The 8,236-nt window shown below is 60.0% G+C and carries 5 protein-coding genes and 4 pseudogenes; 3 read left to right on the top strand and 6 right to left on the bottom strand.

The window, feature by feature from the left end; translation table 11 throughout:
* Positions 1–199: 199 nt before the first annotated feature.
* Both EOC06_RS43660 and EOC06_RS43655 read right to left on the bottom strand, forming a co-directional pair.
* Positions 200–513, bottom strand: a pseudogene (locus EOC06_RS43660) (ATP-binding protein); the annotation flags it as partial.
* A 10-nt stretch (positions 514–523) separates the two neighbouring features.
* A pseudogene (locus EOC06_RS43655) lies at positions 524–1,057 on the bottom strand (IS21 family transposase); the annotation flags it as partial.
* Between the two features lie 516 nt (positions 1,058–1,573).
* On the opposite strand from EOC06_RS43655, the gene EOC06_RS27305 reads away from it, so the two are divergent.
* Positions 1,574–1,930 (top strand): hypothetical protein, encoded by a 357-nt coding sequence (locus EOC06_RS27305; protein WP_127309514.1) that lies wholly within the window; start codon positions 1,574–1,576, stop codon positions 1,928–1,930.
* A gap of 570 nt (positions 1,931–2,500) precedes the next feature.
* Here the strand turns inward: EOC06_RS27305 and EOC06_RS27300 are convergent.
* Complete coding sequence (locus EOC06_RS27300; protein WP_127206482.1) at positions 2,501–3,817, bottom strand: type II toxin-antitoxin system HipA family toxin; 1,317 nt, start codon at positions 3,815–3,817, stop codon at positions 2,501–2,503.
* Entirely contained in the window at positions 3,807–4,145 is a 339-nt protein-coding gene (locus EOC06_RS27295) for a helix-turn-helix transcriptional regulator (protein ID WP_236383572.1), read from the bottom strand. Before EOC06_RS27295 ends, EOC06_RS27300 begins: the two co-directional genes overlap by 11 nt.
* Before the next feature lie 612 nt (positions 4,146–4,757).
* Between EOC06_RS27295 and EOC06_RS27285 the strand changes: the two are divergent.
* Both EOC06_RS27285 and EOC06_RS27280 read left to right on the top strand, forming a co-directional pair.
* Positions 4,758–5,234: pseudogene (locus tag EOC06_RS27285) on the top strand (aldehyde dehydrogenase family protein); the annotation flags it as partial.
* Between the two features lie 215 nt (positions 5,235–5,449).
* On the top strand, positions 5,450–5,722 hold the full coding sequence (locus tag EOC06_RS27280; protein WP_127266913.1) for a hypothetical protein: 273 nt from the start codon (positions 5,450–5,452) through the stop codon (positions 5,720–5,722).
* A gap of 53 nt (positions 5,723–5,775) precedes the next feature.
* Here the strand turns inward: EOC06_RS27280 and EOC06_RS45025 are convergent.
* Together EOC06_RS45025 and EOC06_RS27270 are read right to left on the bottom strand one after the other, a co-directional pair.
* A pseudogene (locus EOC06_RS45025) lies at positions 5,776–6,236 on the bottom strand (OB-fold nucleic acid binding domain-containing protein); the annotation flags it as partial.
* A gap of 307 nt (positions 6,237–6,543) precedes the next feature.
* Positions 6,544–8,236 (bottom strand): potassium transporter Kup (locus EOC06_RS27270; protein ID WP_164898759.1); only part of this gene is annotated, 1,693 nt, incomplete at its 5' end.

Here is an 8,236-nt window from a genome sequence, read left to right as displayed (position 1 = left end):
CATTCATGCGGTGCGGCTCTCAGGTCTAGTTTGCTTTTGCGCATAGGACCGCAATTGTCGTGCCAACTGGGAAAATCGTTTCGGGCAATGCGATCGCTCCGATAGCGTTGCGTCTCCTGTCTGACATTGTTGGGAAGTCGACACGCGCCCGTCGCAATGCGGTCGACCTTCCGCGCGAGTTGGGTGACCCGTGAAGGCGGCCGACCAGGACGATGTTGCGCTGATCGGCGACGAAGGCGCGGCCGGGCGAGATCGCGCATCAGGGGGTGACCGGCGTGTCGGCGAAGTCGAAGTCGTCGATGTCCTTGGCCAGCGGCAACTTGGCGACAGCGAACTGGTATTTGATGGAGCGGGCCTGCTTCTCCGATATCTCGGCCTGCAAGAGATCACCGAAAATCCTGGGCGGCTCGTGCCGTCGCTTGATGGCGACGCACCCATGATCTCGTCATAGGCTCTGCGCATTCCGTAGAGCTTCAGCGCTCCCATCAGTTCCAGTACCTCGGTGCGTTCCATGGCTGTTTGTCCTCCTGAGACTGTCATAGCGGGTGCAGTCGGCGACCGCTCGTGAGCTAGCTTCAGCGCTTGGGGAATGGAAAGGATCGTGCCCGGCGCCGGATCGCGGCTGCGGGCCAGGATGTTGAGGATCACCGGCGCCGACGATGCACCGTGCTCGATGGCTTCCTGACAGGCGGCCTCGACCGCGCTCAATCCGTCGGTCAGCACCCAGGTGAGGATCAACACCATCTGCCGGTCGACGTCATCAACCGCCTTGAGCTGCGCCGCACCTTCTCCATTGCCGACCGCACGACCCAGCCAAGGAACGGCGCGCGCCGTGTGCCAGGGATCGTAGACGACCTCGTTGCGGCCAAAGGAGCGAACGTGTTCTCCCACGACCACGCCATCCTCTGGCGGATGCGATCCGATCGACATAAGCATGGATCTCGATGGGCCGACCGACGGCACTCGACAGCACCGAGTATTTGTTGTTGTCGAAGCGCACCGTGCAGGTCTTCGACACCGACGGGGGAATGCAATGGAAGCCGTCGAAGCGACCGGCAGCCGCTCCCGCTGCGGCTTGGCCGCATTCGCCGACAGCAGCCGGTCCCGCGTCTCACGCCGAGCTCCCATGCGGGGATAGGGCTGGTGCTTGCGCTCGTAGCGGAACTGCGTCTGCTCAGAACGCAGGACCTTGCGCACCACCTTGCGCGAGATCTTCAGCTCACGGCAGATCGCTTTGATCGACTTCCCCTGGACCAGCGACAGCCGACGTATCTTTGCAATCGTCTCTAAAACCAACATCCAAAACACAAATGCCTCCGATCAAGCCGGAGGCATCTTGATGACCCCATCGTTAAGGGGTCCCGTTTGGACGAAAATCACCCTTTAAACAGGGTCCCCATTCCTCGAAAAATCAATGCACTACCTTCCAAAGCTGCGAGAGATCGCCACCGACCGCTTTGAAGGGGCTTTCGGCGGTCTCGTCAGCGAGGTTGTGGCATGAAGAAACATCAATCCACAGCATTGGGCCGAAGCATGCCACGGGCTCATGCCGCGGGAGAGCGGGAAGATATTCTTGAAAGAAGCGGTCTCCGACATCAATACCGACAGGATGGGCAGCTTTCTCACATCACTTGAGGTCGAGCGTGGCAGTTGCGACCCGCAATGCAAGGCTGGCGGCGATGCATGCCTTTGCGCGGTTCCTGATTTCGGAGCACCCCGAATATTAGGATACGCTGCAACTGGTGGTGACACTTCCCTTCAAGAGGGCGCGTGGGTGGCACCTGTCGAATATCTCGATGAGCCCGGAAATCAAGAGCGTCCTGGCGCGTATCGACCGCCGCACGCCTTCTGGACAGCGGGATTACGCTCTGTTTTCGCTGATGTTCAATACGGATGCACGAGTTCAGGGATCCTGAATCTTCGATTGTGACCTTCGTCTGGTATACCGCCCTGTCCCGCCGAGCAAAGCAACGACCGCCCCACACTGCTCACCCGGTTCGGTGTTCGATACTTGCTGCGCACACATGGCTGCGGGCGAAGGAACCACCATGGCGGAAAAGAGCATCCATCATCGCCCTTTGCGGGACACGACGGCCATCCACCTCGTCAAGGCGGGTGTTGACATCGCCACCATCAGTCGATGGCCAGGCCACTCGGGCTGAACTAACGATGCGCTACGCCCAGGCCGGTATCGATATGAAGCGGCAAGCGCTCGAACAAGTCTTCCCCGACGTGATGTCATCGGCAAAAGATCAGACGATCATCGCTTTGATGGCTGGATGTTTGGCTGGCTGCACCGCTTGTAGACGCTCAGTTATGTGGAGTTGTATCGCGGGAAGTCGCGCGTCTTGGGCTTTTGCGGTGTCAGCTCAACATCTCTCCGCAGTGCACGTTGTCACTGTTGAAGAGCCGTTTGTTCAATCTTCGTCCTGGCACGGCAAGGGTTGTCCATATTGTGGCGTCTTGCGCTTGCCGAGCTTGTCCGAAATCCAGCGCCGGATCAGGCGTGAACACTGTTGCGTAGTTCGTCAGCCAGAGCGCGGAGAACGTCGGCGCTTCCTTCCAGCGCCGTAAAAGCGTAGGGATTGAGGAACTGTCGGCCCCAGAACAGATTCCGATCTATGCCGGATAGCGTAGCTTCCTCGCTGACACGCGGCCAATTCTCCGCAATGCATCGGAGCTGGCCTTCAACAATCGCAAGAGCTTCCGGCGCGCTGAGCAGGAAGTGATGCGCCGCTTCAAGGCAGGACGCTATCCGGCTCATGCGGTTATTGCCGCTGATGAGCATGGCCTGGCTGGCCTCCTGGCCACTGCGGGCCTGCGGACAAATATCGTACGCAGGCGTGAGGGTGAGCTTAGCCCCGTCCCAGAATGCCGCATGGTTGCGGGCATGATCGTCGGTGTTGCCGCAAAGTATGTTGAAGACAATGCGGCTGAACAACTCGCGCAGAGTTTCCGACGGCGCGGTGAATCGGTGGCGAATGATCTCCGCCAAATCCTGGTAGCTGGCGTAACGCGCCATCATCTCATCGAGCGCGAGCATCGTCAGCGCTGAGACCATGGATTTGCGTTGCCAGCCGCCCGTGACCTTGATCCGGTCGAATCGCTCGACGAGCAACACGTCGTTGCCTGCGGCGCGAACGAGCGAGACGGATGCCGCTCTGATGCCGCACAAGGCGGCAAGCCGCATGGCTATGAATTCTCCTTTGACGACGCTGTAAAGGTCGGCAGACGAGGAAAATTTCGCGACATGCTTGACGGCGTCATCCTCGATCAGCGCCTTTGGCCTTGCGCCGCCGATCGAGCTGCCGTGATGCAGCGCCTGATCTAATTCGGGGGTGAGCGGAATACCTTTCTCTACCCGCTCCGCCGATTGGACAAGCTCTTCGAGAGTGGCATTGGCCAGTGCGCGCGGCTCGTAATGCGTGGGCGAAAACTGAAAATCGAGCGCGCCGATGCGGTCCGAGCCTGATTCCAGCAAGAACGTCAATTCTGAAATATCGAGCCGCGCGATTTCATCGCCCTTCACACCGAATTTGCGGTTTAGGATAACCCGTCGTCCCCAGGCATCAGGGGCAGCATCGCGGATGCATCCCGGCATGGTTAGGCCAGGAAGCAAAGGCAATTCGCCTGCCTTCAGGGGCAGTTCCGGGAGATAAAGCGGGATCGCGCTGCCCAGTTCACGAAAGCTCCTGCCATAGTTGAAGCTGACGAGTCCGTCATGGGCATATAGCCGCCCGGCGACAACCGGCGCGGTCTCGCCCGGCAGCCAGACCCAGACATAGGCTTCGTCGTACTTGGGGACCTTAGAACTCATCGACGATCTGCTTGCTGGCCTTGTAGACGTGCTTCGGCAGCAGCGCGATGCGATCGTCCATGCGGCCTGTGAGGGCTGTGATGCCCTTGCCGTCGGCATCGAACAGCTTCACACCGACAATGGCAGCAGCTTCGAACATCAGTCCGATTTCGACTTTGGGATCGCCCTTCTCGATGCGCTGCAGGGTGCTGCGTGAAACACCGATTCTCTCGGCTAACTCCTGTGCGGTTAACCGGTGCTGCATCCGGCCAAGCCGGATGGTCTTACCGAAAAGGCCAAGCGCTTCCATCGCGTAGCGCGAATAGGTGCGTTTATACGTTGCCTTCATTCGGGTCTCTGTGACCTAAGCATGATCCATATCGTCTTCTTTCGACCTTTATATAGGTAATGTCACAGAGCGACTGCCAAAGTCAAGACTCCGTATCGCAAGCGTTACCCATCCGAACGAGGAAGGCGGATATTGCCTACGGCTCCTGCACAACCGGCCAGCTCTGCGCCCCTCGGGCGAGGCGGAGATCTGGCGCTGGATCGCGGACAGCCTTGAGACGCCTCGCATGAGTCATTCATGGGCGGTCCCTGGTGCGAGGCCGCGGCGCTCGACTGCTGGCCGACATTCTCGGCGGCGGGACCCGCAGCCGGCTACACCAGCACTTTTCGACCGCATACGCGCCCAGCTTCTCTCCGAAATCATTGCCAATGAGCGCGAACCTCATGCGATCGCCGAGCTGGCCTGGCGGCGCGGAATCTACGGCACGCATCCGTATTCGAGACCGCCCAAGGGAGCCTGACTAGCGTAACGCCCTCCGATCTAAGCGCCTTCCACAAAGCCGCTTTCGCACGCGACGGGCTGCATGTGGCGGTCGTAGGCGACATAGATGCCAAGCCCTGAGAGTAAGGCTCTACCAGCTGTTCGGCGATTTGCCTCAGAAACTGGCGCTTGCCGGCGCGAACCAGTGGTATCGCGAGGGCGAGCACGCCGAGCGCTTTTCCTCCGCCCTCCACTGACCACAGACCCGCACGCAACGAAGCCGCGCTCGATCTTATCGTGGCGTGGCTAGGTGCAATGTTTGCTCTCGCCATCAGGCCGGCTTTCCCGATGGCGTGGTCAACCTGGATCTATGCGTCCGAAGGTGATCGCGTGGGCCGTGAACTCTGCACCAATTTCAAGATTCAAAAGATCAGCTTTACCGGTTCGAACGAGGCCGGACGGCTGCTGATGCGTCAGTGCTCTGACCAGATCAAGAAGGTCAGCCTTGAAACCGGCGGCAATGCACCTTTCATCATCTTCGATGATGCCGACATTGACGGTGCTGTTGACGGTGCGGTCCAGGCGAAGTTCCGCAATGCCGGCCAGACCTGCGTTTCCGCGAACCGCATTTACGTCCAATCGAGCGTTCACGATGAGTCCGCCGAGAAATTGTGGAGAAGGTCCGGCACTTATCAGTGGTCCGACGTCTACTCCCGGAGCTAAGCCGTCGCCAACCCAAGATCGAGTCCCACATCGCAGATGATAATTCGATGCGGGGCCGAACGATAAATATGCATGCTTTGGCCACCCCGAGGCAGGGCTCATTGAGATGATCCGACCGCCTTGGAACAAAGATGGGGTAGAGCAGATGAAGCGTTGGCAGCGTGTCTCCATTCGACGCGAGCGCTGAGGATGGGATCACGATCATTCGCATCACGCGCAGCCGCAAGGGCGATGCCATGGCTACTTTGGAATCGTTGAAGTGGTTTGAGCCGGACAGTCACAAATACACCCGTTACGCCGCGGCTCAGGAAACGGGGCGGCGTCCGGCGGTGGAGGTGCTCGCTGACTTAAAAAGGGTGCGGGCAGTCGTTGCGCTTGAGAGCGACGACATTTGGGATCCGGCACGGGGTGACCTGCTGCCAATCGGCAGTTAACAGGGTCCGACAAAAGTGTGCACAACATGCTGCTGAAGTGGCCTCCGGAAGCGCTACCGGAAGTTACGCGTCTTGAACTTGATAGGGTCGATATGGTCATACTGCATCGACGATGTCGCGCCCCTTCGGCATGCCGCGCGGATCGATGCCCGATCCGCCGTGATGAGCCTCGTCCCTCGGCCGTGCGGCAACGGAAACGGCGTCTTGCGGTTTCCCACGCTGGCCAGCCCGGCCGACAGATCGGTCAGCTCGTGGGCGACGAGGTGCACCACCTCCTCTTCCGTCGGATGCGTCCGCGGACGCCGAGCATGGCCGAAGCAAGAAGCACGCGCCGGAATTTCTCGAGAGATCTTGACCCAGACGACGACGTTTGCCGCACCCGTCTCATCCTCCAGAGGAACATGAAGCCTTTGGCCGAGCCCGGCCGCTGCCGGACCAGCACCAGGCCGGCGGCCTCGAGCCGCCTTCTGCCTCGCGCCTGCATAGCATCCTGACAGGTCACGGTGCGGCGCCGGTTAGGCGGCACGCCGATTTTGGCAACGCTAGCCTGTGAACTGAAGAATGAAGGTCGGACTTGCGGCACATCGATTAGGTTCAAATGATAAGTTGCTGCCCGGCGAGGTCGTTTCAGCGCATCTCGACTGGTGGGTCGGCAAGACAATGCGGAACGGAAATGATCGCAGGCGTAAAGGACGGCTTTCGGGGCCGGAAGCTTCAGGCCTGGAACCGGACCCCAGTTTGGCGCAAGCATCGTGGCCTCCGCCCGGTCAGGCATTCACCGGCTCGCGAAATGCCAATTGATTCTGCTTAACCGGGCATACCTAAACGGCCACTTGCGTTCCGATCTCGACCACACGTCCGGTCGGGATCTGGAAATACTCCGTCGCGTCGGCGGCCGTGCGCGCCAAGCCGATGAACAGCTTGTCCTGCCACACCGGCATGCCGGAGTTGGGTGACGCCTTGAGCGAGCGACGCGACAGGAAGAAGGACGTCGTCATGATGTCGAACTTCCAACCCTGCTTGCGGCAGATCGCCAGCGCACGCGGGATGTTAGGCTGTTCCATGTAGCCGAAGGTCAGTGTCACCCGCATGAACAGCTCATTGATCGTTTCCATCTTGATCCGCTCGCTGTCGGGCACCACGGGCTGCTGCGCCGTCACCACAGAGAGGATGACGTTCTGTTCGTGCAGCGCCTTGTAGTGCTTCAGGCTGTGCATCAACGCGGTCGGCGCACTGGCGGGATCGCTGGTCAGGAACACGGCCGTACCGGACACCAGCTGCGGTTTCTTCTTCAACAGATTGCCCGCAAGGAAATCGAGCGGAATCTGGTTCCTGCGCGTCTTGTCAAATAGATACCTGCTGCCTCTTATCCAAGTCCACATGGTCATCACGATCACTGCGGCAATGGCAAGCGAGGCCCAGCCGCCTTCGAATACCTTGACGATGTTAGCTGCAAAGAAGCCGGTATCGATGAAGACGAACACCGCCATTAAGGCTATCGCGACGCCGAGCGGCCATTTCCAGATGCGCGTCATCACAACAAAAAGCAGTATGTTCGTCACCAGCATATTGCCGGTCACCGAAATACCGTAGGCCGAGGCCAGGCGGCTGGATTCGCCGAAGCCGACCACCAGCAGCATCACCACCAGCGCCAGCATCAGGTTGATGCGCGGCAGATAGATCTGGCCTGACTGTTTTTCCGACGTGTGCTGGATGACGAAACGCGGCAGCATGTTGAGCTGTACCGCTTGCCTGGTCAGCGAAAAGGCGCCGGAGATCACCGCCTGGCAGGCGATCACGGTCGCCGCCGTGGCAAGCACGACCATCGGAATAAGCGTCCAGCCCTGGTTCATCTCGAAGAACGGATGACCGACAACGCCGCCATTTGCCAGCACGAAGGCGCCTTGCCCGACATAATTGAGCAACAGACAAGGGAACACGATCGCCAGCCAGGCGAGCACGATCGGCTTGCGGCCGAAATGGCCGAGGTCGGCGTAGAGCGCCTCGGCTCCGGTGACGGCGAGGAAGACTGCACCAACCGTAACGAAGGCGACGTCAGGCGAGTTGACCAGGAACGACACGATGTAATGCGGGCTGATTGCCAGCAGGATTTCCGGGTCGTCCATGATGTGGTTGAGCCCGGAAAGGCCGATGGCCAGGAACCACAGCGCGGTAACGGGTCCGAACACCAATCCTACGCCGCCGGTGCCAAACCGCTGTACCGCAAACACGATCGCCAGGATGGCCAGTGTCAGCGGCACCACATAGGGCTGGAACGTCGGCGTGACGACATTCATACCTTCGACCGCCGACAGCACCGAGATCGCCGGCGTAATGACGGCGTCGCCGAAAAAAAGCGCCGCGCCGACGATGCCGATGCCGATGCCGAGGATCACCGCCGAGCAGGTCGGGAAACTGTTGCGCGCCAGCGCCATCAGCGACAGCACCCCGCCCTCGCCGCGATTGTCGGCACGGAGCACGAACATGATGTATTTGATGGTGACGGTGATCGTC

Origin of the sequence: Mesorhizobium sp. M7A.F.Ca.MR.362.00.0.0 (assembly GCF_004023175.1) — a bacterium.
Taxonomy (GTDB): Bacteria; Pseudomonadota; Alphaproteobacteria; order Rhizobiales; family Rhizobiaceae; genus Mesorhizobium.
Note: the sequence above shows the minus strand (reverse complement) of the source record. Positions and strands in the feature narration are given on the sequence as shown.

Bases quoted from the DNA above. Each gene is read 5' to 3' on its own strand.
- EOC06_RS27300 (WP_127206482.1), bottom strand. From the start codon at position 3,817: ATGAGTTCTAAGGTCCCCAAGTACGACGAAGCCTATGTCTGGGTCTGG.
- EOC06_RS27295 (WP_236383572.1), bottom strand. From the start codon at position 4,145: ATGAAGGCAACGTATAAACGCACCTATTCGCGCTACGCGATGGAAGCG.